The 20,831-nt window shown below is 73.4% G+C and carries 18 protein-coding genes; 12 read left to right on the forward strand and 6 right to left on the reverse strand.

Annotated features, from left to right (window positions below):
• Window positions 1-9: 9 nt before the first annotated feature.
• On the reverse strand, window positions 10-672 hold the full coding sequence (locus ABT300_RS02240; RefSeq protein ID WP_351670843.1) for a bifunctional DNA primase/polymerase: 663 nt from the start codon (window positions 670-672) through the stop codon (window positions 10-12).
• 332 nt (window positions 673-1,004) lie between these two features.
• Here ABT300_RS02240 and ABT300_RS02245 point away from each other — a divergent pair, with 332 nt between their 5' ends.
• Together ABT300_RS02245 and ABT300_RS02250 are read left to right on the forward strand one after the other, a co-directional pair.
• Entirely contained in the window at window positions 1,005-2,390 is a 1,386-nt protein-coding gene (locus ABT300_RS02245; protein ID WP_351670846.1) for an NsdA family TPR-like regulatory protein, read from the forward strand.
• 224 nt (window positions 2,391-2,614) lie between these two features.
• Entirely contained in the window at window positions 2,615-4,504 is a 1,890-nt protein-coding gene (locus ABT300_RS02250; protein WP_351670849.1) for a hypothetical protein, read from the forward strand.
• 30 nt (window positions 4,505-4,534) lie between these two features.
• Here the strand turns inward: ABT300_RS02250 and ABT300_RS02255 are convergent, their stop codons facing one another.
• Window positions 4,535-5,908: an ABC transporter substrate-binding protein gene (locus tag ABT300_RS02255; RefSeq protein WP_351670852.1), complete on the reverse strand. Its 1,374-nt coding sequence runs from the start codon at window positions 5,906-5,908 to the stop codon at window positions 4,535-4,537.
• A gap of 118 nt (window positions 5,909-6,026) precedes the next feature.
• Between ABT300_RS02255 and ABT300_RS02260 the strand changes: the two genes are divergently transcribed.
• A complete protein-coding gene (locus tag ABT300_RS02260) occupies window positions 6,027-6,527 on the forward strand; it encodes an SCO4402 family protein (RefSeq protein WP_079041271.1) in 501 nt (166 codons plus the stop codon).
• A 182-nt stretch (window positions 6,528-6,709) separates the two neighbouring features.
• The gene (gene purU / locus ABT300_RS02265; protein WP_351670856.1) at window positions 6,710-7,594 is read left to right on the forward strand and encodes a formyltetrahydrofolate deformylase; all 885 of its coding nucleotides are present in this window, start codon (window positions 6,710-6,712) and stop codon (window positions 7,592-7,594) included.
• Between the two features lie 56 nt (window positions 7,595-7,650).
• On the opposite strand, the gene ABT300_RS02270 is transcribed toward purU, so the two are convergent.
• Both ABT300_RS02270 and ABT300_RS02275 read right to left on the reverse strand, forming a co-directional pair.
• Window positions 7,651-9,153, reverse strand: a complete 1,503-nt coding sequence (locus ABT300_RS02270; RefSeq protein WP_351670859.1) for a maleylpyruvate isomerase N-terminal domain-containing protein — start codon at window positions 9,151-9,153, stop codon at window positions 7,651-7,653.
• The gene (locus ABT300_RS02275; RefSeq protein WP_351670862.1) at window positions 9,150-9,740 is read right to left on the reverse strand and encodes an RNA polymerase sigma factor; all 591 of its coding nucleotides are present in this window, start codon (window positions 9,738-9,740) and stop codon (window positions 9,150-9,152) included. The genes ABT300_RS02270 and ABT300_RS02275 overlap by 4 nt, the downstream gene beginning before the upstream one ends.
• Before the next feature lie 360 nt (window positions 9,741-10,100).
• Here ABT300_RS02275 and ABT300_RS02280 point away from each other — a divergent pair, with 360 nt between their 5' ends.
• Together ABT300_RS02280 and ABT300_RS02285 are read left to right on the forward strand one after the other, a co-directional pair.
• Window positions 10,101-10,481, forward strand: a complete 381-nt coding sequence (locus ABT300_RS02280) for an STAS domain-containing protein (RefSeq protein WP_351670865.1) — start codon at window positions 10,101-10,103, stop codon at window positions 10,479-10,481.
• A gap of 194 nt (window positions 10,482-10,675) precedes the next feature.
• The gene (locus tag ABT300_RS02285; protein WP_319276064.1) at window positions 10,676-11,188 is read left to right on the forward strand and encodes an EF-hand domain-containing protein; all 513 of its coding nucleotides are present in this window, start codon (window positions 10,676-10,678) and stop codon (window positions 11,186-11,188) included.
• On the opposite strand, the gene ABT300_RS02290 is transcribed toward ABT300_RS02285, so the two are convergent.
• Window positions 11,167-12,684 carry a class I adenylate-forming enzyme family protein gene (locus ABT300_RS02290; protein WP_351670868.1) on the reverse strand — a complete coding sequence of 506 codons (1,518 nt, stop codon included), beginning with the start codon at window positions 12,682-12,684 and terminating at the stop codon, window positions 11,167-11,169. The genes ABT300_RS02285 and ABT300_RS02290 overlap by 22 nt on opposite strands.
• A gap of 178 nt (window positions 12,685-12,862) precedes the next feature.
• Between ABT300_RS02290 and ABT300_RS02295 the strand changes: the two genes are divergently transcribed.
• From ABT300_RS02295 to ABT300_RS02310, 4 genes are all read left to right on the forward strand, one after another.
• Complete coding sequence (locus ABT300_RS02295; protein ID WP_351670871.1) at window positions 12,863-14,059, forward strand: amidohydrolase family protein; 1,197 nt, start codon at window positions 12,863-12,865, stop codon at window positions 14,057-14,059.
• A 51-nt stretch (window positions 14,060-14,110) separates the two neighbouring features.
• The gene (locus ABT300_RS02300; protein ID WP_351670874.1) at window positions 14,111-15,247 is read left to right on the forward strand and encodes an acyl-CoA dehydrogenase family protein; all 1,137 of its coding nucleotides are present in this window, start codon (window positions 14,111-14,113) and stop codon (window positions 15,245-15,247) included.
• A gap of 7 nt (window positions 15,248-15,254) precedes the next feature.
• A complete protein-coding gene (locus ABT300_RS02305) occupies window positions 15,255-16,166 on the forward strand; it encodes an acyl-CoA dehydrogenase family protein (RefSeq protein WP_351670877.1) in 912 nt (303 codons plus the stop codon).
• Between the two features lie 520 nt (window positions 16,167-16,686).
• Window positions 16,687-17,193, forward strand: coding sequence for an ATP-binding protein (locus ABT300_RS02310; RefSeq protein ID WP_351671004.1), 507 nt, complete (start codon window positions 16,687-16,689; stop codon window positions 17,191-17,193).
• A gap of 442 nt (window positions 17,194-17,635) precedes the next feature.
• On the opposite strand, the gene ABT300_RS02315 is transcribed toward ABT300_RS02310, so the two are convergent.
• On the reverse strand, window positions 17,636-18,562 hold the full coding sequence (locus tag ABT300_RS02315) for a cyclase family protein (protein WP_351670880.1): 927 nt from the start codon (window positions 18,560-18,562) through the stop codon (window positions 17,636-17,638).
• 102 nt (window positions 18,563-18,664) lie between these two features.
• Here ABT300_RS02315 and ABT300_RS02320 point away from each other — a divergent pair, with 102 nt between their 5' ends.
• Both ABT300_RS02320 and ABT300_RS02325 read left to right on the forward strand, forming a co-directional pair.
• Window positions 18,665-19,582: an SDR family NAD(P)-dependent oxidoreductase gene (locus ABT300_RS02320; RefSeq protein WP_351670883.1), complete on the forward strand. Its 918-nt coding sequence runs from the start codon at window positions 18,665-18,667 to the stop codon at window positions 19,580-19,582.
• An 84-nt stretch (window positions 19,583-19,666) separates the two neighbouring features.
• The gene (locus tag ABT300_RS02325) at window positions 19,667-20,815 is read left to right on the forward strand and encodes an acyl-CoA dehydrogenase family protein (protein WP_351670886.1); all 1,149 of its coding nucleotides are present in this window, start codon (window positions 19,667-19,669) and stop codon (window positions 20,813-20,815) included.
• The last annotated feature ends 16 nt before the right edge of the window (window positions 20,816-20,831 follow it).

Below are 20,831 nucleotides of genomic sequence, written 5' to 3' on the forward strand. Positions count from 1 at the left end.
GGCCGCGGGCTACCGGTCCCGTCCGCAGGCGTAGGCGAGCGGCGAGATCAGCTCCTCCGCGTCCGGCAGCCAGCGGTTCGCGGCCGTCGGCCGGCAGGCCCACTGCACGGCCCCGCGCGATCCGAACCGGGTGGGCGGCGCGGCGACGTACGTGCCGTCCCCGAGCGTCACCAGATCCAGGGCGGACGGCGACCAGCCCAGCTTGCGCACCAGGTCCGGCACCTTCGCCGAGGCGCCCGGCAGCACGAAGAACTGCATCCGGCGGTCAGGCGTCAACGTGACCGGACCGAGCGTCAGTTCCATCCGCTCCATCCGCGCCAGCGCGAGGAACCCGGCCGTCTCCGGCACGGAGATCGCGTCGAACGCCCGCCCGGTCGGCAGCAGGATCGAGGCGTTCGGCTGTTTCTGCCACATCCGGTGTGCGACGGTCGCGCTGCCGGTGGCCTGCGTCGCCCAGTCGGGCCGGGTGGCGTGCGCTCCCGGAGCCTCGCAGGCCGCTTCGCCGCAGGAGCAGCGCTGCATCCCGCCGACGGCTTCCAGCCAGGCGCCGGGGAACACGTCCCAATGACGTTCCTCGGCGTAGCGAACAGCGGTCTCGAGCAGCGATTCCCCGCGCTGCTTCGGGATTTGAGTGGCGTCGGCGCCCGCGATGGTCTCTTCCACGATGAACACAACTCTAGCGGTCACCAGGGGTTACGCCCGCCAGAATGCGCGGGGGAGGAGCATCGATTCCGCGTCCGGGGCGCATGGGTGCATCGATGGGGGCGCGCGGGAGGAACGGGCGCGGGAGCGGGTAACCAGGGTGAGGGGGGCGGCTTCCGCCAGTAACCCGGCAATTCCCGTATTGCTCGGCAAACATCAGCAATCCGCTCATGCCTCGCATTTTCGGTGCGACCGTGGGGCATCGATCTTCTCGGCCGGAACTTTTCGGTGGAAGACACGTCAACCGGTGTGTGGGCAGGCACCCGCCGCCCCGGTCACCGCAGCCACAGGGGGTAGTGCCCATGGCCGCAAGGCCGCTAGTCGCGCGGCAGCCGAACGAACGGCTGCAGGCGCTCATCCAGGAGGCGGCGTGCTCGAACGCCGGACTCGCCCGCCGCGTCAACATGTGCGGCGCCGAACACGGCCTCGACCTGCGCTACGACAAGACGTCCGTGGCGCGCTGGCTGCGCGGACAGCAGCCGCGGGGGCGCGCCCCGGCGATCATCGCGGAGGCGCTCGGCCGCAAGCTCGGCCGCACGGTCACGATCGACGAGATCGGCATGGCCAACGGCAAGAACCTCGCCTCGGGCGTGGGCCTGCAGTTCTCGCCGACGGTGCTGGGGGCCATCGAGCAGGTCTGCGAGCTGTGGCGCAGCGACGTGGGCCGGCGGGACTTCCTGTCCGGGTCGTCGGTGGCCGCCTCGGCGCTGGTCGAGCCGAGCCGTGACTGGCTGATCTCCTCGCCCGACGCGCAGGTCGCGCGCTCCGCGGGGCCCCGGGTGGGGCTGTCCGACGTGGCGGCCGTCAAGGCCATGACGCAGGCGCTGGTCGACCTCGACCACCAGTACGGCAGCGGCCATGTGCGCCCGGTCGTCGTGCACTACCTCAACAGCGTCGTCTCGGGCCTGCTCGCCGGCTCCTACCGGGAGGCCGTGGGCCGTGAACTCTTCGCCGCCGTCGCCAGGCTGACGGAGCTCGCCGGGTACATGGCCGTCGACACCGGCCAACCCGGCCTCGCCCAGCGCTACTACATCCAGGCCCTGCGGCTGGCCCAGGCGGCGGGCGACCGGGGATACGGCGGATACGTGCTGGCCGCCTCCATGAGCCATCTCGCGGCACAGCTCGGAAACCCGCGCGAGATCGCACAGTTGGCGCGGGCCGCGCAGGAGGGCGCGCGGGGCCGGGTGACACCGCGCGCGGAGGCGATGTTCCTCGCAGCGGAGGCCCGTGGACACGCCCTGCTGGGCGACGTCCGGAGCACGCAGGCGGCGGCCGGACGGGCGGTGTCCGCGCTGGACGCCGCCGACCCGTCCGCCGGGGACGACCCGACGTGGATCGCGCACTTCGACGAGGCCTATCTCGCCGACGAGTTGGCGCACTGCCATCGCGACCTCGGCCAGCCCGAGGCGGCGGCGCGCTGCGCCGAGGAGTCCCTGGCCGGGCATCCGCCGGGCCGTGCGCGCCGGCGTGCGATCGGCTACGTGCTCCTCGCCACCGCACAGGTGCAGCAACGGGAGATCGAGCAGGCCTGCAACACCGGCACGAAGGCGGTCGAGTTGCTGGAGACGCTCCGCTCCAACCGGGGCGCGGAGTACCTGGACGACCTCCAGCAGCGGCTGGAACCGTTCCGCGACGAGTCCGTGGTAAGGGAGTTCGGAGCGCGGCTGGAGCTGCAGACCGCGGCGTGAGCCAGGGCGTGAACACGGGGTCGCCGCTGCGTGGACGCACGGGAAAAGGCGAGGTCGCGCGCGGGAGGCGTGGAACACGGCACGCGGCGCCCCGGATCCGTGACGGACGTCACCGGCGACCTCGGGGGAGGGAGATCACGTTCTCGAGCTGCGTGGCACGGGGTTCCGGGGACCCGGTAGCGTGAACCGACGATTCCGAAGGTCCCCCATCAGCAGGAGTCCCGGTGACGCAGAGTGGACAGGGCGAGGAGCCCTCGGCGCAGCCCGCGCGCGAAGGCATCGTGCTGCCCTCCGACGGCGGGGAGCCCCTGCTGCCGGGCATGACGCCGGAGGTGCGACGCCCGTCGGCCCGGCCGCGACCACAGCCCGGCGCGGCGTCGGATCCCCACCCCGGCGGATACGACGCCGGGCCGTACGGACAGCCCGCGGAGGGCCCTTACGGCCGGGCGGGGGGACAGCAGTCCTACGGGCAGGCCGACGGGCAGCAGTCGTACGGGCAGGCCGACGGGCAGCAGCCCTACGGATCGCAGGGCTACGGACCGCAGGACCACGGGCGGCAGCCGGAGTACGGGCAGCAGCCGGCGTCGGCCGGCGGACAGACCTGGGGGCAGCCCTGGGGACCGGACCAGCAGTCGCCGGCTCCGCAGCAGCCGGACCAGAGCTGGCCGCTGCCCCCGGACCAGGCACAGCCGCAGCAGCACCGGCCCGAGCACCAGCCCCAGCAGCACGACCAGTGGGGCGCCCCGCAGCAGGACCCATGGGCCGGCGGTCGGCAGAGCGGCGCCGGCCCGCTCCCGCCCGAGACCGCACCGGCACCGGATCAGGCCGCCTCGGGGTACGGCCAGGGCAGACCGGGCGCGCCCCTGCCGCCGGTCGCCCCTGCCCCGGCCGACGAGGGCGCCACGCAGTACATACCGCCGGTCCCGGCCGCGCCCGCCGACGAGGGCGCCACCCAGTACCTGCCGCCGATACCGGCCGCGCCCGCCGACGAGGGCGCGACGCAGTACATACCGCCCGTCGTGCCCGGCGCGCTGCCGCCCGAAGTCCCGGCCGAGTCGACCCACTTCCTCGGCCGCACGCCGCAGAACCCGGGCCCCCGGCACCCGCAGGGCGCTCCCGGCCCCATGCCGGGCGGGCATCCCGACGCCGAGGCCACCCAGTACATCCCGCCCGTAGCCGCACAGGCCGACGGCGACCGGCAGCAGCCGCCCGCCGGGTTCGAGAGCCTCTTCCGCGACGAGCCGGCCGGCGACGGCCCCGCCGGCTCGACCCAGCTGCTGCCGCGTTTCGACGAGCCCGACGCCCCGGCGTACGGCGGCGGTCCGGGCCACGGCGGCGGTCCCGCCCGCCCCGCCCGTCCCGGCCCCGCCCAGCGCGCCTATGCCCAGCCCGCCTACACCCCGCCCGGCGACCCGTCGGCGGGCGGCCGGCGCGGGACACGGGACGACGACGGCGGCGGCCGTCGCGGCCGGGGGGACGGCACCGGCTCACGGGTGCCGTTGTTCGCGGCGATCGGCGTGGCGCTCGCGGTCGTCGGCGTCGGCGCGGGCGCGCTGCTCGGCGGCGGGGGCGGTTCGGACAAGGGCGACGACAACAAGACGGTGGCCGCGTCCGCGCCGGTGACCGGTCAGTCCGGGTCGGCGTCCTCGGACGGGGCCGAGGGACAGGCCGCGGAGCTGGACAAGCTGCTGGCGGACAGCGGCAACAGCCGGGCCAGCGTGATCAGCGCGGTCGCCGACGTCAAGGCGTGCGGCGACCTCGCCGGGGCGGCGACGGATCTGCGGGACGCGGCGAAGCAGCGCACCGACCTGGTCACCCGGCTGTCCGCGCTGAAGGTCGACCGGCTCCCCGACCACGCCGCGCTGACGGCTGCGCTCACCAAGGCGTGGCGAGCGTCCGCGTCCGCCGACGACCACTACGCGGCCTGGGCCGACCAGGTCGCCGGGGACAAGCGGAAGAACTGCAAGAGGGGCTCGGCCCGCACCACCGGCGAGACGCAGGCCGGCAACCGGGAGAGCGGCACCGCGAGCGCGCAGAAGGCGAAGGCCGCGAAGCTGTGGAACGCGATCGCCCGCAAGTACGGGCTGACCGAGCGCCAGCCCACCCAGCTCTGACCCGCGCCTCGCCCCGGGGCGAGGCGCGCGTCAGTCGACGTCCGCCTTCTCCAGGGTTCCCGTCACGTCGACGAAGCCCTGCTCGGCGGCCACCAGACGGCCCTTGCGCACGGTTTGCAGCGTGACGTCCGCGTTGACCAGACGGGGGAAGCCGATGGAGGCGAGGCGGTCGGTGAACCGCCAGCGCAGGGCCGGCGTGAGCCCGCCGGTGTCGACCTGCAGTCCGTCGTCCAGTGCGTGCCGCACGGTGTCGGCGGTCACCGGGCCGCCGTCCAGCGACTGAACGGCCTGCCGGAACACGTTGTAGGCGATCCAGGTGGTCTGCACGCCGGTGTCGGCGGGGTCGACGCGGGTGTCGGAGAACGCCTGCTCGCTGATGACCTTCTTCATCGGGGCCCAGGCGGGGTCGCTGGCCACCGGGTACCAGCCGGTGACGTACGCGCCCTCGAACGGTCCCGAACCGGCGCCGGCGGCGTTGATCACCGTCTGGTCGACGCTGCCGAGGATGGTGGCGGTGCGCACGCCGGGGTAGTCGTCACGGCTGCGCCGGAAGGAGTCCATGAAGGTGCCGGTGCGGTCCCCGAGCGCGGTCACCACGCAGCCCCGGCCCTTGCGGCCCTTCTCGGACCGGCCCTCGCCCCTGGTCGCCGTCCGCAGGGCGTCCTCGGCCTGGGCCGTGTACTCGGTGGCGTCCTCCGGAGCCGGCTGGTCCGCGGACGCGTCGTGGCCGCCCGCCGTCAGCCCGGCGTCGAGCATCACGGGCAGGGAGTCGCCCGCGATGGTGTCGGGGCGGACGAGGGAGACCCGGCCGCACTGCGGGGCCAGCTCCTTGCCGAGGCCGGCCAGGAGACTCGGGCGGCCTCCGTTGACGGGGTAGGACAGCGGGCTGGTGAACTCGGCGTTCGTCACGCCGAAGCCCCCTATGTACGGGATGCCGGCGCCCTCCAGATGTGGGAAGAAGGCGTCGGAGTGCTGGCTGTAGGAGCCGACGACGGCGACCGCGCCCTCCTTGACGGCCCGCCGGGCGCACTGCGCGGCGGCGACGGTGTCGTCGCGGTCGTTGCAGGTCAGCACCTTGAGGTCGCGGCCGTCCAGGCCGCCGTTCGCGTTGAGCCAGCGGGCGTAGGCGCGGGCGAAGGCGGGCATGCCGGGCTTGTTGGTCGCGGACGTCCCCTCGGGAGCCCAGGTCATCACGATGATCGGGCCGTTTCCGGAGCCCTCGGCGGTGCCGGGGACCACCCCGCAGGCGACGGCGAGCGACGCGCAGACCGTGAGGGCCCCCGCGGACAGCGCCCTCGCGGACAGGACCCTTGCAGACAGGGTTCTCGCTCTGGCGGACCTGGTGAAGCGGAGCGATCGGGGGAGGAAGGTGCTTCGCGTGGACGTGCGTCGCCTGCCGGTCATGGACACGCACGATTCCGTCACACGGCCAACCTCGGAGTGACCTTCGTTCAACGCTGGGTGACCGGCAGGTGAATTGCGGGGGTCCGTGACGCTCGTGAGGCGCGGAAACGTACGATCGGTGACCGTGCAAGGTTCGGAGAACTCTTCCCGTCGCGGCCGTCGCTCCCCCACCATGGGCGGCATGCCACTCAACGACATGCCGTGGTGGCGCTGGCGCAGCAATGTGCGCTCCGCGCTGCACATGCTCTCCGATCCGGCGTTCCAGCAGAACGTCTGGCTGGCCGGCGTCGAGGGGTACGGGGACGTCACCGACGCCGTGTACCGCCTCGTCGAGGACACCTGGCTCGACAACTGGTCCGCCGAGAAGTACGTCGGCACGATCTTCCGCGACTCGCAGGAGGCCGCCCTCGTCGACACCGCCGTGCTGCGGGTCCTGCGGATCATGCACCAGGTCGGGCCGGACGCCCCGGTCTCCGCGTACGTCGACAACCAGGGCTGGCCGGACGCGGTGCGGGCGGCGCGGGACGCGCATGTGCGGATGGCGGCGAGCGACGGGGACGACCCGGACGCGCCGCCCCGCACCCTCGAGGTCCTCCGCATCATGACGCGGGCGGCATAGCCGCAGCGGCGGCGCGCGCCCGCCCGTCCCGGTCCGGATGCCTCGGCAGGCGTGCTCCGGGGCAGGCGTTCTCCGGTCCGGATGCTCCCGCATGCGTGCTCCGGTCCGCGTGTCTTGATCTGCGCGTTCCGGTCCGCGGAACGATTGCCGAGGGCGGGAGGCGGTGTGCGACCCTGTCGGGCATGAACGCGCAGCCCGCCCGAGCCGCGGCGACCCCCGCCGACCAGTACGTCCTCACCCTGTCGTGTCCCGACAAGCAGGGCATCGTGCACGCCGTGTCGAGCTACCTCTTCATGACCGGCTGCAACATCGAGGACAGCCAGCAGTTCGGCGACCACGACACGGGTCTGTTCTTCCTGCGCGTGCACTTCTCGGCCGAGCCCCCGGTGACGGTGGACAAGCTGCGGGCGAGCTTCACGGCGATCGGCGACTCGTTCCACATGGACTGGCAGATCAACCGGGCCGACGACAAGATGCGCATCGTCCTCATGGTCAGCAAGTTCGGGCACTGTCTGAACGACCTGCTGTTCCGCGCCAGCATCGGCGCGCTGCCGGTGGACATCGCGGCCGTGGTGTCCAATCACACCGACTTCGCAGAGCTGGTGGGCTCGTACAACATTCCCTTCCACCACATTCCGGTGACGAAGGAGAACAAGCAGCAGGCCGAGACGCAGCTGCTGGAGCTGGTCCGGGAGCAGGACGTCGAACTGGTCGTCCTGGCGCGCTACATGCAGGTCCTCTCCGACGACCTGTGCAAGCAGCTCAGCGGCCGGATCATCAACATCCACCACTCGTTCCTGCCGAGCTTCAAGGGCGCGAAGCCGTACCACCAGGCGCACGCGCGGGGCGTGAAGCTGATCGGGGCGACGGCGCACTATGTGACCGCCGACCTCGACGAGGGGCCGATCATCGAGCAGGAGGTCGAGCGGGTCGGGCACGGCGTCACACCGGACCAGCTGGTCGCGATCGGACGGGACGTGGAGTGCCAGGCGCTGGCGCGAGCCGTCAAGTGGCACGCGGAGCGCCGGATCCTGCTCAACGGGCGACGGACGGTCGTCTTCCCCTAGAAGGTCGATGAAGATCTCGGTGAGGGCGAGGCGGGGGCGGATGGGCCGCGCCCCCGCTACATCCGGCTGAGGCTCGCCGCCGCGAACAGCACGTCCCTGATCGCGTCCCGGTCGCCGACCTGTCCCGCCGCGGCCTCCTCCGGAGACACATGGCCGGCGGCCAGCCGGCAGAACTCCACGTCGTCCATGGCCACATGGGCCACCTCGTCGTCGACGGGGACGGCCGCCGCGCCGCCGGGGTCCTCGGGGCCGGGCGCGACCGCCTGCGCGGGGGAGTCCAGCGGGATCAGCCACTGGCCGCCGCCCGAGCCCTCGATCTCCAGACGCAGACTGCGGCCGGGCCGGCCGGCGGCCATCAGACGGCGGGTGCGGGCGGGCGAGGCGAGTCCGGCGCGACGGCGGGCGGCGAGCGTCTCCGGCAGCATCCGCGCGGCCAGGTCGATCATGCCGTGGAGGTGACGCGGCGCGGGCGGCGCGTAGGGGTAGTCGACCGCTTCCGCGATGTCCTCGGCGTGCACCCAGCACTCGAACGCCCGGTCCAGCATCGCGTCCTGCAGGGGGAGTTGGAAGCCGCCGTACGACACCGGCGTGCCGCCGGGGCCTCCTGCGGTGAAGGACACCGTGCGCACCAGGGCGTGGGTCTGCTCGCGCCACGGGCCTCGTACCGAGCGGGTGGGCGGGAAGTGCGCGCCCGCCCAGAGAGCCTCGGTGCGCTGGGCCGGCGTCCGCGTCCCGCCCCTGGGCCGGCCCGTCGCGTCCGGCCGACCGGTGGCGTCGCCCGGGTCCGGGTCCAGGGGGTCGTCCAGGCCCAGGGCGACGGCGATCAGTCCGTCGACCGCCAGCAGGTGGGCGATGACCCCGGCGACGGTGGTCCGGCGGCTCGTCGCGCTCTCGCCGCGGAACCAGCGCAGCCGCACGGGCGCGTGCCACTCGGCGTCCCCGAAGTCCTGGAGCAGGGCGTCCAGCCGCGCGGTCTCGGCGTCGTAGGACGCCGCCCAGTCGGGCACCGGGACATGCGGCGGACGTCGCTCCAGGCAGCCTTCGAGGACGCGGGTGCGCAGGGCGGGGTCGAGGTCGAGGGACTCCGAGCGGTGGAGCAGTCCGACGGCCTCGCGCAGTCGCCGCGCCTCGTCCGCGCACGCGCCGCAGTCGCCGAGGTGCACCTCGACGGCGTCCGTCTCCTCGGCCGAGCAGGCCGCGAGCGCCCATGCGCCGAGCAGCGACTTGAGAATCGGATGCTCGAGCCTGACCGGTTGCGGTGCGGCCGGCTCCTCCGGGGCGGGCAGCGGCCGCCCGCCGTCCTCCACGGAGACGCGGGGGAGCGGGATGCGAGGGGTGGGCGGGGTGCGAGGGGGCGTGTCCTCGGCGCTCGGCTCCCCGGCCGCCTCGCCCCCGCCGCCCGCGTTCTCCGCGTCCGGTGTGCTCCCCACGTTCTGCGCGCTCCCCGTGCCGGTACCCGTCTTCCCCGTGCCGTCCGTGCCGTCCCTGCCCCTGTCGTCGGCCTTCTCGTCCTCGCCGTCGTGCGGCTGGACGCCGTCCAGGTCGTCCGCGTCGCTCATGCCGCACCTCCGTAGCCCGGGGGCGCTCCGGGGGCCGCGGTGTCGTGGGCGGTGGAGAGCAGTTGCAGGCCGAGGCGGAGCCGGCGGCGGGCCTCGTCCTCGGTGACGCCGAGGTCGGCCGCGGTCTGGCGGTAGTCGCGGCGCTGGAAGTAGGCCAGCTCCAGGGCGGCGCGCAGCGGGGCGGGCATGGCCTGGACGATGTAGTCGGCGCGGGCGGCGACGGAGGCGTGCCGGACCCTGCGCTCGAGTTCCTCGGTCGCCTCGGCGGAGCCGTGGCCCGTCTCGGCCAGCGCTGCGGTCTCGGTGGCGCGCAGCCGCTGCACGGCGAGACGGTGGGTCACCGTGGCGACCCAGGTGCGCAGCGGGCCCTGCCCGGGGTCGTAGGCGTCCGGGTGTTCCCAGAGGTGGGCGAAGACCTCGCGGGTGACGCCGTCCGTCGCTCGTTCGTCTTCGAGCACGCGGTGGGCAAGACCGTGCACGAGTGAAGCGAACCGGTCGTAGAGCTCGCCGAGGGCGGCCGCCTCACCGCGCGCGAGCCGCTGCTGCATCCTGCGGTCCCAGCGGGGTGGTGCGTCCCTCTTCGCCATGCGTCCCCCTCACCGTGTGCGTCCTGTGCCTGCCGTAGCCGCTGTACCTGCGCGCTCGTGTCCGTGGCCGTGTTCAGCGTGCGTCCGCCGCCACCTCGAATGTAGTCGGCACGTACGGCGACGCACGCCCCTTTGTTTCAATGTGCGCCCCCTGCCCGCGCGCGGGTGGTATGGGCCCGCGCCTACCCGACAGACATGGATCGAACCGGACCGCATATGACAGAAACAAGCCTCTTTCTCTCGGTTTCTGTTTTTGCTTCGGCGTTTCGGGGCACGGCCGCTGGGCAGCCGCGCTGCAAGGAAGCGAAGGAAAAGCTTCCGTTTACCGCGGACCAGGGCCGGCGACAGCGAACGAAAGGCGTGAGGGTGGCCTTCAAAGTGACCAGCGGCGAGCAGGGCGGATGGGCCGTGCTCCGGGTGTCGGGCGAGCTGGACCTGGTGACCTCGCCGGTGCTGCGGCAGCGGGTGCACGACGAGGTGGCCGAGGGCCGCCACAGTCTCGTCCTCGACCTGTCCGAGGTGTACTTCTGCGACTCCAGCGGAGTCGGCGTGCTCATCGCGGCCCGCCGCCTCATCCGCTCCTGCCGGGGACGGCTGCGGCTGATCCTCCCCGCGCGCGGCGCGGCCGAGGGCTCCCATGTCAACCGGGTGCTGGGCGCGCTCGGCGTGCGCCGCCTCTTCGACGTCTACGCCGATCTGGCGGACGCCGTGGACGACGGGACGGAACCGCTGTCGGCGTGAAGCCGTCGCTTCGCCGAGCCGTCGTTTCGCCACACGCTCGTCCCGAATCGTCCCCGGTCCGGGCACAGGCGGCCCCTTCCCGCCGCCCGGACGCCGTCCGCGTCGTACGCTCCCTGCCGGAAGCACTCTTCGCAGCGCCTTCCACCGCATCTCCCCCAGCACCTCCGCGACGACGTAAGGCGGCCCGAGAAGACATGGTCAACAGCGAGTACGAACGCAGGATCGCCGCCCGGTTCGCCACCTTCGACCAGGACGGCAACGGCTACATCGACCGCGCGGACTTCGCCGCGGCCGCCAAGGCGGTCCTCGCCGAGTTCGGCGTCGCCGCCCGCTCCGACAAGGGGCAGGCCGTCTACGCGGGAGCCGAGGCGTTCTGGCAGGGCATGGCCGGCATCGCCGACCGCGACGGCGACCAGCGCATCACCCGCGAGGAGTTCGTGACCGGCGCGGTCAAGCGCCTGCGCGACAACCCGGAGCGGTTCGCCGAGATCGCCCGCCCCTTCCTGCACGCGGCCCTCGACGTGGCCGACGCCGACGGCGACGGCCGGGCGACGGTGGAGGACACCGTGCGGGTGCTGCGCGCCCTCGGCGCGCCCGAGGAGGTCGCCCGGGGAGCCGCCGCGGTGCTGGACGCCGACGCCGACGGCAAGGTCGGCGAGGCGGAGATCGTCCCGGCGTTCGCCCGCTACTTCACCGTCCCCGAGTAGCGTTCGCGCAGCTTGTACTTGAGGACCTTGCGGAGCGTGTCGTTGCGCGGCAGGGCGTCCACCAGCTCCAGCTGCTCGGGCAGCTTGTGCACGGAGAGTCCCGCCGCGCGCAGATACGCCGTGACCGCCTCCAGGGTCAGCGCCTCCGCCCCGGCCGGCTGTTCGACGACCGCGCACACCCGCTCCCCGCGCTCGGCGTCGGGCAGGCCGATCACGGCGACGTCCCCGACGCCGGGGTGGGCGGCCAGCAGGTCCTCGATCTCCTTGGCGGAGACGTTCTCCCCCTTGCGGATGATGACGTCCTTGAGCCGTCCGGTGAGCACCAGGTGCCCGGCGGCGGTCAGTCGTCCGAGGTCGCCGGTGCGCAGGAAGCCGTCCGCGTCGAACGCCTCGGCGGTCTGGCCGGGATCCAGGTAGCCCCGGCACACGGCCTCGCCGCGCAGCCGCACCTCCCCGTCGCCCGCGACGCGTATCTCCATGCCCGCCGGCGGCCGCCCCTCCGTCGTCGCGAGGTCGTCCGCCGTGTCGTCCGGCGCGCCCATGGTGATCATCGGCGCCTCGGTCATCCCGTAGCCGTGGGTGAGCTGCACGCCCATCTCGCGCACGACGGCGTGGTACACCTCCGGCGGCTTGGGCGCGCCGCCGCCCGCGAGCAGCCGCAGCGTGGGGATCACGGGGACGCCCGGCTGCTTGCGCTGCTCGGCGAGGAACATCGAGTAGAACGCCGTCGACCCGCCCGCCACCGTCACGCCGTGCCGCCGGTACTCCTCCAGCGCGTCCGGCAGCGCGAAGTGCTCGAACATCACCGCCGGGAAGCCGTAGAGCAGCAGCATGACGGTGTAGTCGGGGCCGGCGATGTGGGCGTACGGGAAGGCCATGGAGCCGACGTCGTCCGCCGTGAGGCGCAGCGCGTGGGCGAGGCAGGAGCCGCCCGCGATCAGCGAACGGTCGGTGTGCAGGACGCCCTTGGGGTTGGACGTGGTGCCCGAGGTCCAGTAGATCCAGCGGACCGAGCCGCCCTCGGCGGGCGGGGCGGGGAGCCCTGCGGGATCGCCCTCGGGCAGGTCGTCGTAGGCCTCGAAGACGCCCTTCGCGCCGAGCCGCCGGGCCATCTCGGTGTGGTCGAAGCCGCGCCAGACGCCCGGCGTGGCGAAGAACTCCGCCTTGGACTCGCGCAGCGCGAAGCCGACCTCGCGGTCGCGGTAGAAGGGGATCACCGGGGTCTGCACGGCCCCCAGGCGCGCCAGGGCGAAGGAGAGCACGGCCGTCTCGAGGCGGGTCGGCAGCTGCCAGGCGACGACGGTGCCGGGGCGTACGCCCATGTCGTGCAGCCCGGCCGCCGTCCGTTCGGCGCGCTCGCGCAGCCCGCCGAAGGTCAGGGAGCGGTCGCCCTGCAGGAGGATCCGGCGGTCCGGGGTGAGGTCGGCGCGGCGGGCGAGCAGCTCCCAGAGGGTGCCGGAGGCGCTCAGCCGGTGGGCGGTGGCGGTGTCGTTCACGTCGGCCCCCTGACATAGCTGACGGACAGTCAGATCTGGGCAGAGCGTAGGGCCGGTCGCCTTGTCGGTCCAGGGGGTGCGGGCTAGCCTGCAGGGGAGAGCAGATCTGACGACCCATCAGATGACGGGGCGGGCCGTCCACCGGACCACCGGCGTTCCGCCAGGCGGAGGGGAATCCATGAGCACCGAACTGCCGCGCATCGTCAGCGTGGACGACCATGTGATCGAGCCCGCGCACCTCTTCGCGACCTGGCTGCCGAGGAAGTACCGGGACCGGGGACCGCAGCCCCTCACGGCCGGGATCGGCGAGCTCGCCTACGTCGCCGGGAAATACCAGATCACGATGGACCCGGACGGCCCGCCCACCGACTGGTGGATCTACGAGGACCTGAAGTTCCCGTACAAGCGCAACATCGCCGCCGTCGGCTTCGACCGCGACGAGATGACCCTCGAGGGCATCACCCGCGAGGAGATGCGGCGCGGCTGCTGGGACCCGAAGGCCCGGCTCGCGGACATGGACCTCAACCACGTCGAGGCCTCGCTGTGCTTCCCGTCCTTCCCGCGTTTCTGCGGGCAGACCTTCGCCGAGGCGCACGACAAGGAGGTCGCGCTGGCCTGCGTGCGCGCCTACAACGACTGGATGGTCGAGGAGTGGTGCGGCGGCAGCGGCGGCCGGCTCATCCCGCTGTGCCTGATCCCGCTGTGGGACATCGACCTGGCGGTCGCCGAGATCCGGCGCAACGCGGCCCGCGGGGTGCGCGCCGTGACGTTCTCCGAGATCCCGAGCCACCTCGGGCTGCCGTCGATCCACTCGGGCTACTGGGACCCGTTCTTCGCGGTGTGCGAGGAGACGGGCACGGTCGTCAACATGCACATCGGCTCGTCCTCGCAGATGCCGGCCGCCTCACCCGACGCGCCCCCGGCCGTCCAGGCGTCCCTGTCGTTCAACAACGCGATGGCCTCGATGATGGACTACCTCTTCAGCGGCGTCCTGGTGCGGTTCCCGCGCCTCAAGCTGGCCTACTCCGAGGGGCAGATGGGGTGGATCCCGTACGCCCTGGAACGCGCCGACGACGTCTGGGAGGAGCACCGCGCGTGGGGCGGCGTGCGCGACCTCGTCCCCGAGCCGCCCTCGACGTACTACTACCGGCAGATGTTCTGCTGCTTCTTCCGCGACAAGCACGGCGTCGCGTCCCTGGACGCGGTGGGCCGCGACAACGCGACCTTCGAGACCGACTACCCGCACGTCGACTCCACGTTCCCGCACACCAAGGAGATCGCCCTCGACCACGTCAAGGGCCTCGACGACGAGACGGTCTACAAGCTGATGCGCGGCAACGCGATCCGCATGCTGGACCTGGACCTCGACAAGTAGCCGGCACGGGACCCGGGCAGGGAGATCAGGACCAGGCAGGGGGATCATGACATGGACCTCACGGACAGCCCCGAGGACGCGGAGTTCCGGGCCCGGCTGCGCGAGTGGCTGGGCAAGGCGCTGCCCACGCTCCCGCCGAAGCCGTCGCCGGACGACTGGCCGGGCCGCCGCGCCTACGACCTCGGCTGGCAGCGGGCGCTGCACGACGCCGGATACGCCGACGTGCACTGGCAGGCCTCGCCGGGCGTCCGCCTGATCTTCCTGGAGGAGACCGAGAAGGCGGGCGCGCCGTACGTGGGCGCGGGCTTCGTCGGGCTGCTGCACGCCGGCCCGACGATCGCCGCCGAGGGGACGGCCGAGCAGCGGGCCCGCTGGCTGCCGCCCATCCTGCGCGGCGAGGAGGTGTGGTGCCAGGGCTTCAGCGAGCCCGACGCCGGGTCCGATCTCGCGGCGCTGCGCACGCGCGCGTGGCGCGACGGCGACGCCTACGTGGTGAGCGGATCCAAGATCTGGACCTCGCACGCGGAAGTCGCCGACTGGTGCGAGCTGTTGGTCCGCACCGATCCGGACGCGCCGAAGCACCGGGGCATCAGCTGGCTGGCCATGCCCATGGACGCGCCGGGCGTGACGGTCCGGCCGCTGCGCACCCTCGCCGGGACCGCCGAGTTCGCCGAGGTGTTCCTCGACGAGGTGCGGGTGCCGGTCGGCAACCGGGTGGGGGACGAGAACGACGGCTGGCGCGTGACGATGGTGACGCTGTCCTTCGAACGCGGCACCGCCTTCGTCGGCGAGGTCGTCGCCTGCCGGCGGGTGCTCGGCGAACTCGCGCGCCGGGCGCGGCGCACCGGACGCTGGGACGACCCGGTCCTGCGGCGCCGGCTGGGCTCCCTCAACGCAGAGTTCCGGGCGCTGTGGCGGCTGACGCAGTGGAACGTGAGCGCGGCGGAGGCCGCGCACGGCGGCGTGCCCGGCGTCGGCGGCTCGGTGTTCAAACTGCGGTACTCGCAGGCGCGCCAGGAGCTGTACGACGCCGCCGCCGAGGTCCTGGGCGACGCCGCCCTCGACGCCGACCGGCCGTGGACCGCCGACCGGCTCTCGTCGCTGTCGTACACGATCGCGGCCGGCACCTCGCAGATCCAGCGCGACATCGTGGCCGAGCGGATTCTGGGTCTGCCGAAGGGGAGGTGAACGGTCCGTGCGTTTTCGACTGACGGTGGACCAGCGGGCGCTCCGCGGCGGGGTGCGGGAGCTGCTGGCGCGCCGGTTCGACCGGGCGGCGCTGCGGGCGGCCGTGGACCGGCCGGGGGTGCTGGACCGGGCCCTGTGGCGGGAGCTGGGCGCGGCCGGATTCTTCGCGCTGAGGCTGCCGGAGGCGGAGGGCGGGGTCGGACTCGGGCTGCCCGAGGCGGTGCTGGTGTTCGAGGAGGCGGGCCGGGCGCTGCTGCCGGGCCCGTTGACGGCCACGCACCTGGCGGCCGGGCGTGTGCCGGGCGCGGCCGAGGGCGAGACGGTCGTGGCGGCCGCCGACGGCGGCGGGCTGGTGGAATGGCTGGCGCAGGCGGACGTCGTGCTCGGCGACGCCGAAAACGCCGTGCCGCTGCGGTCGGTGGACCCGCTGACGCCGCTGCACGCCGTCCCCGCGCGCGGGAGCGCCGATCCCGCCGCCGTCCTGCTCACCGCGGCGGAGCAGCTGGGCACCGCCACACGCGCGTGCGAACTGGCGGTGCAACACGCCCGGGCGCGGGAGCAGTTCGGACGGCCCATCGGGAGCTTCCAGGCGGTCAAGCATCTCTGCGCGGACCTGCTCGTGCGGGTCGAGACGGCCCGTGCGGCCGTCTACGCGGCCGCCGTCACCGCCGACCCGGTCGACATCGCGGCGGCCCGGCTGCTGGCCGACGAGGCCGCTGTGCGCGGCGCGCGCGACTGTCTCCAGGTGCACGGCGGCATGGGGTTCACCTGGGAGGCGGACGTCCACCTGCTGCTGAAACGGGCCTGGGTGCGCACCCGACGTGCGGGCGGCGTCACGGAGAGTGAGGAGCTGCTCGCGGCCGATCTGCTGTCCGAGGCGGACCGCAGCCCTTCCCGCCTGCGCGGACGGGCGGTGTGACGGACGGTCGGCCGCCCGGGTGTCGCGGATCGTGGCATACCGGAATCACGGAGCGTTGATATCGGGTTGTGTCCGATGCGTGACCCGTCACGGCCCGGAGTCGGCGGGCCGCTCCGGTACCTTCTGTGGGATGCGAGTGGTTCCGAGCATGAGCCATGCCGGCGGCGCCCCCGGGGCGATGCCGGATCCGGCGGTGCGCGCCCCCGCTCGCTGGGCGGACGGGCGTATGGCCCCCGCCTGTTCGACTCCCCGCAACGAGCGTCGCACAGTATGCCGCACGGGTACTCCTTCGCGCTGGAATATGCCCGAAGCGCTTGTTGAGGTGACTGTACGTCAACCAAGCTGTCTCGTAAGGGATTCACGTTCCGTCACCCTGCCTCTGACCGTTGTTCTGGTCATGCAGAAAATGGCTACGATCGTGGCCCCCGTCGTCATGGCGCGCACGCGACCAGCGTGGCCGGCGTGGCGTACGGCCATGTGTCCGCCGGTTCGGATGGTGTGAGCGGTGCAGGTGCTTCAAGTGCAGCTGGAGATCCGGCCCGACCCCGCTGAGGTGGGGCGCGCCCGCAGGTGGGCCCGTTCGCGCCTCGTCGGGTCCGGGATAGGGGACGAGGAGCCGCTCGCCGAGACGTTGATCCTGCTCGTCTCCGAGCTGGTCACCAACGCCGTGGTGCACACCGGCTGTCCGGCCGTGCTGCGGCTCTCGCTGCCGCGCGGGGCGGCCGGGCCGTCCATCGTCCGGCTGGAGGTGGCCGACTCCAGCGGCCGGGCCCCGGTGCCCCGCTGCGCGGGCGACGAGGCGACCGGCGGGCGCGGCCTGGCCCTCGTCGACGGACTCGCGGACCGCTGGGGATGGAGCGTCGAGGGCGCGGGCAAGCGCATCTGGTGCGAGCTGGACCGCTGTGCGGCCCCGGCCGAGGTGTCGGTGGACCGGGGCGGCGCGGCCGAGTGCGTGGCCGACTGTGCGGCGGGCATCCGGAAGGAGCCCAGGCCGGCCTACGGCGGACTGGCCTACGAGGCCGTCTGACCCGTCGGCCCGCGGGCGCACGGGTGCGGACGCCCCGGCAGCCGCGGGGCGCGGGCGCGGAAAGCGCTGTCGGTCCGGACCGGCCGCCGGTTCGGTGCGCCCGCCTGTGCTTCTGTGCGCGCCCGTCATGAATCGGGCGTAAGCAATAAATCCCCTTCCGGGTGTTGACGTTCGTTGTCCGTTTGATCACGCTTGTGGTCAGCGATTCGCCGTGAGGGGACGGCGAGGGCCTCGGTGACGGAGGTCCTTGCCGGGCGCGGATCGTGATTCGGCGTCGGATCCCTCAGGGGCGAGGGGAGTCGACAGGGGTCCCCCCGCCCGGTGGGTCGAGGGCGGGGAGGCGCGCCGAAGTCGGATGGCGGTGCGCGGTGCCGTGCTCGGGGCGGACGGCCGCGCGCCGCCGGCCGACGCGCGTCCTCGTCCGGGCGGCGGGCCCGGGTCGTCAGAGAACCGCCACCGGGGCCACCGGCGTCCCCGTCCCGCCGACGAACGGCTCGGGCATCGCCGACAGCAGGAACGCGTAGCGGCCCGCTTCTCCACAGGCTGTGGACAACTCTTCGAGATTCCAGTTCTGGCCCTGCAGCATCCCCATCTCCACCAGGTGGAGCGCGTGCACGGGCAGCCACAGATCGTCGATCTCCGGCGGGAAGACCTCGAACGTGAGGGTGTCGTTGGCGACGGCCGCCACGTCGCGCGCGTGGAACCACTCCGGCGTGCGCACCGACAGTCCCGGCGACGGGAACCCGTACCCCTGCCGGTCGCCCGCCAGGTAGACCTGGACCTGCCCGGTCCGCACCAGCACGACGTCGCCGGCGCGCACCCGCGTGCCGGCGAACTCCTCGGCCGCCTCCAGGTCCTGTGGCGTCACCGCGTGGCCGCCCGCCAGCCGGTCGACGCCACGCGCGCGTGCCACGTCCAGCAGCACACCGCGCGAGACGACGTGCCGCGCCTTGTCGATGCCGCTGAACTCGGCTCCGCCGTGCGCGGTGACGCTGGCCGCCGGACGGCCGTTGTAGAGCTTCCCCGAGTGCGACACATGGGTCAGCGCGTCCCAGTGGGTGCCCGCCTGCAGGCCCATCGTCACGGCGTCGTCGCTGCACGCCACCGTCCCCGGGCCGAAGATCTCCTGGTTGATCTGCACCATCGTGTGCAGCGGGTTGATCCGGCCCGGGATCAGGCCCGTCTGCACGCCGTCCTCCCGCAGCGGGAGGGCGAGCGGGACGCGGCGTCCGGAGCGGACCTCGGCCGCCGCCGCGCGGACGACGTCGTCGGTGACGAGGTTCAGCGTGCCGATCTCGTCGCCCGCCCCCCAGCGCCCCCAGTTGTTGACGCGCTCGGCGATGTCGTGGAACTCGGCCGGCAGTGTCATTCCGTGCCTCCCCGGGGCTTGTCCCCGACTGTCCGACAGGTCAATCTGGTCCTCGCGTCTAGAATCTAACGGACCGTCAGAAACTGCGGGAGGGGGCTGGGCATGGCGAACTTCCTGGCCGGCAGGACCATCGCCGTCACGGGTGCGGGACGAGGCATCGGGCGGGCGGTGGCGCTCGCCGCCGCCGCGGAGGGCGCGCGGGTCGTCGTCAACGACTACGGCGTGGCGGTGGACGGGGCCGCGCCCACGAGCGAGGTCGCCGAGGCCGTCGTCAAGGAGATCGAGGCGGCCGGCGGCGAGGCCGTCGCCGTCGCCGACGACATCTCCACCATGGCCGGCGGCCGACGGCTGGTCGACGTGGCGGTGACGTCGTACGGGCGGCTCGACGGGGTCGTGTGCGTGGCCGGCATCCTGCGCGAACGGATGCTGTTCAACATGTCCGAGGAGGAGTGGGACCCGGTCGTCGCCACCCATCTGAAGGGCACGTTCACCGTGTTCCGCGCCGCCTCCGCGGTGATGCGCGAACAACGCGGCGGCACACTGATCGGCTTCACCAGCGGAAACCACCAGGGATCCGTCTCGCAGGCCAACTACAGCGCGGCCAAGGGCGGCGTCATCTCCCTGGTGCGCAGCGCCGCACTCGGCCTGCACAAGTACGGGGTGACCGCCAACGCGGTGGCCCCCGTGGCACGTACGCGCATGTCGGCCGGGGTGCCGACGGAGCTGTCGGAGATCGGCGAACCGGAGGACGTGGCCGCGTTCGTGGTCTACCTCCTGTCGGAGCGCGCACGGGACGCCGGGATCACCGGGCAGGTGTACACGGTCGCCGGGCCGAAGATCGCAGTGTGGGCGCAGCCGAGGGAACTCCGCGCGGTCTACGCGGAGGGGGGCTCCTGGACGCCGGAACGGATCGCGCAGTCCCTGCCCACCTCCGTGGGGGTCGATCCCATGCCGATGCTGGCGCGGCTGGAGGAGATGGCCCGCGCCGCACGGGACGGGAGCCGGCCCAACGCCCGGTAGCCGGCCCGCGGGCGCCCCCGGACCGGCGGGCGCGAGTGCGCAACCGGGGCCGGCGTGCGGTCGCCCCTTCTCGAGGAGGTCAGCGTGGATTTCGGTTTCAGCTCGGCGGACGACTCCTTCCGCGTCGAAGCACGGGACTGGTTGGCCGCACACGCGCCGCAGGCCGCCGGTCGGCGGGCCTGGGAGCGGACGCTCGGGACGGCGGGGTGGATCGGCCTCGGCTGGCCGCGGGGCGGATACGGAAACCGGACCGGGAGCCTCACCCAGCAGGTCGCCTGGGCCGAGGAGTACGCCAGCTCGGGCGCGCCGCCGCGCTCCGGACACATCGGGGAGAACCTGCTCGCGCCCACCCTGCTCGCGCACGGCACCGACGAGCAGAAGGCCCGCTTCCTGCCGCCCGTCGCCGCCGGCGAGGAGCTGTGGTGCCAGGGATACAGCGAGCCCGGCGCCGGGTCCGACCTCGCCGGCGTCCGCACGCGCGCCGAACCCGACCCCGGCGCAGGGTCGTACCGCGTCACCGGCCAGAAGATCTGGACCTCCCTCGCCCACGAGGCCGACTGGTGCTTCGTCCTCGCGCGCACCGACCCGCAGTCGCGGCGGCACCACGGCCTGACGTTCCTCCTCGTGCCCATGGACCAGCCGGGCCGGATCGACGTACGACCGATCCGGCAGCTGACCGGGACCAGCGACTTCAACGAGGTCTTCTTCGACGGGGCGCACGCGCGCGCGGAGCACGTCGTCGGCGCGCCGGGAGACGGCTGGCGGGTCGCGATGAGCCTGCTCGGCTTCGAGCGCGGCGTGTCGACCCTCGCCCAGCAGATCGGCTTCGCCCAGGAGCTGGGGCGCGTCGTGCGCGCCGCCGTGGACACGGGCGCGGCCGCCGACCCCGTCGTGCGCGAGCGGCTGGTGCGGCTGTGGGCGGAGCTGCGGACCATGCGGTGGAACGCGCTGCGGACGCTGGGCGGCACGGCCGGACCGGGCGCGCCGAGCGTTGCCAAGCTGCTGTGGGCGGGCTGGCACCAGCGGCTCGGAGAGGTCGCCGTGCAGGTGCGGGGCGCGGCCGCGAGCGTCGGGCCGGCCGACTGGACGCCTGCCGCGCCCTACGAACTCGACGACGCGCAGCACCTGTTCCTGTTCTCCCGGGCCGACACGATCTACGGCGGCTCGGACCAGATCCAGCGCACGATCATCGCCGAGCGCGTGCTCGGCCTGCCCAGGCAGCCCAAGGGATGAGGCAGAGGGGAGCAGC

The sequence above is a fragment of the Streptomyces sp. NPDC001027 genome, assembly GCF_040299045.1.
Taxonomy (GTDB): Bacteria; Actinomycetota; Actinomycetes; order Streptomycetales; family Streptomycetaceae; genus Streptomyces.

Coding starts and splice junctions, on each gene's coding strand:
- ABT300_RS02270 (WP_351670859.1), bottom strand. CDS start 9,153: ATGAGCGACGCGGACGACCTGGACGGCGTCCAGCCGCACGACGGCGAG.
- purU (WP_351670856.1), top strand. CDS start 6,710: ATGAACGCGCAGCCCGCCCGAGCCGCGGCGACCCCCGCCGACCAGTAC.
- ABT300_RS02275 (WP_351670862.1), bottom strand. CDS start 9,740: ATGGCGAAGAGGGACGCACCACCCCGCTGGGACCGCAGGATGCAGCAG.
- ABT300_RS02255 (WP_351670852.1), bottom strand. CDS start 5,908: ATGACCGGCAGGCGACGCACGTCCACGCGAAGCACCTTCCTCCCCCGA.
- ABT300_RS02295 (WP_351670871.1), top strand. CDS start 12,863: ATGAGCACCGAACTGCCGCGCATCGTCAGCGTGGACGACCATGTGATC.
- ABT300_RS02300 (WP_351670874.1), top strand. CDS start 14,111: ATGGACCTCACGGACAGCCCCGAGGACGCGGAGTTCCGGGCCCGGCTG.
- ABT300_RS02320 (WP_351670883.1), top strand. CDS start 18,665: ATGGCGAACTTCCTGGCCGGCAGGACCATCGCCGTCACGGGTGCGGGA.
- ABT300_RS02315 (WP_351670880.1), bottom strand. CDS start 18,562: ATGACACTGCCGGCCGAGTTCCACGACATCGCCGAGCGCGTCAACAAC.
- ABT300_RS02245 (WP_351670846.1), top strand. CDS start 1,005: ATGGCCGCAAGGCCGCTAGTCGCGCGGCAGCCGAACGAACGGCTGCAG.
- ABT300_RS02285 (WP_319276064.1), top strand. CDS start 10,676: ATGGTCAACAGCGAGTACGAACGCAGGATCGCCGCCCGGTTCGCCACC.